This window comes from Massilia sp. X63 (assembly GCF_041023745.1).
In the GTDB taxonomy this organism is placed as follows: Bacteria; Pseudomonadota; Gammaproteobacteria; order Burkholderiales; family Burkholderiaceae_D; genus Telluria.
This window is the reverse complement of record NZ_JBFTEF010000039.1, coordinates 1-1,396: the sequence shown is the minus strand read 5'-3', so window position 1 is coordinate 1,396 and position 1,396 is coordinate 1. Positions and strand designations below refer to the sequence as shown.

General features: G+C 54.4%; 1 protein-coding gene. It reads right to left on the bottom strand.

The window, feature by feature from the left end:
- Window positions 1-284: 284 nt before the first annotated feature.
- On the bottom strand, window positions 285-1,307 hold the full coding sequence (locus AB3347_RS25825; protein WP_369094515.1) for an IS110 family transposase: 1,023 nt from the start codon (window positions 1,305-1,307) through the stop codon (window positions 285-287).
- Window positions 1,308-1,396: the final 89 nt, after the last annotated feature.

The following is a 1,396-nucleotide window of genomic DNA, read 5'->3' as shown; positions in this document are numbered from 1 at the left end:
TGACAGCGTACATGGACGCCCCCGGTTTGCAAGTACATCAGTCGCTAAAGGCAAGTAGGTAAGTCTGCAAGCGTACATTCGGACTTTGTGTGGGTTTTCAGCCCTGTCCCTGATGGGTTCCGCTGGCCAACGCCCCAGTCGCCTTAACGTACTCGAAGTACTACGCTGTCATCGGGCTGAGTCGACCACGGTCTAACCTGTTTGCCATCAACGTCTGAAGCGTCCTCGCAACTGGTGGAATCTGAGTACTGCTGCACTACTAAACAATTTTCCAACCGATCAGATTACGTTCCGACGTAATCTGATCGGAATTTCTGATCATGTGCCATCAAGGCCCAGACGACTCGTGCGTTCTTGTTCGCCAGCGCTACTGTCGCAATGTTGATGTGGCTGCGGCCCATCAATTTACTAAGCCAAACATAACGTTCTGGCTTTCGCTCGGCGCTTTTCACCACCGCTCGCGCTCCGTGTACCAATAAGGTGCGTAGGTAATTGTCGCCTCTCTTACTAATGCCCTGCAGCTTGGTTTTGCCGCCGCTGGAGTGCTGTTTGGGTACCAATCCTAGCCATGCCGCGAGCTGCCGACCGTTCTTGAAGTTACGTGCGTCGCCAATCGATGCCACTAGAGCACTGGCTGTGATGGGGCCGACTCCGGGAATCTGTTCCAGGTTCCGAGATATCTCACTGGCGCGGTGCCACTGATGAATTTGAATCTCCAGTTCATCGACCTGACGAGTTAGTTCCTTCATATGCTCTAACAACCGGTGGATGAGTTCACGGAATACGCCAGGTACGGTGTCCCTCGCTTCATCTAGCATTGTCGGCACCTTCAAAAACAAGTGCGAGATCCCTATCGGAACAATCAGCCCGAACTCGGCAAGCAGTCCACGAATCTGATTAGCTTGCGCAGTCCTGGCCTTGATCATCCCCTGCCGTACCCGGTGTACTGCCAAAATGCTCTGCTGGTCGACCGTCTTGACCGGAACAAATCGCATTGTCGGCCGACGGACCGCTTCGCAGATGGCCTCGGCGTCGGCTGCATCATGCTTGTTGCCCTTGACGTAAGGCTTTACAAACTGCGGCGCCATCAGCTTCACCGTGTGCCCCACGTTGTGAAGTCGTCGTGCCCAATAGTGGGCACCGCCACAACTTTCCAAGCCGATCAGGCAGGGCTCGATACGCGTGAAGAACTCCATCATTTCCCTACGCTTGAGTGACCGCTTGATCCGAACTTCGCCTCGCTCATCTATACCGTGGACTTGGAATGCATCCTTTGCCAGATCGATGCCGATTGTCGTAATCTTCATGATGACGCCCCCCTCGATGTCGTGGTGAGTTGACACTTCCACTTTGGCACATCGATGCCGTTTCGGGAGGGGGCGTCCATCCCATTGCC

What these genes read in the sequence shown, in the direction of transcription:
- AB3347_RS25825 (WP_369094515.1), bottom strand. Translation starts at nt 1,307, where the DNA reads ATGAAGATTACGACAATCGGCATCGATCTGGCAAAGGATGCATTCCAA.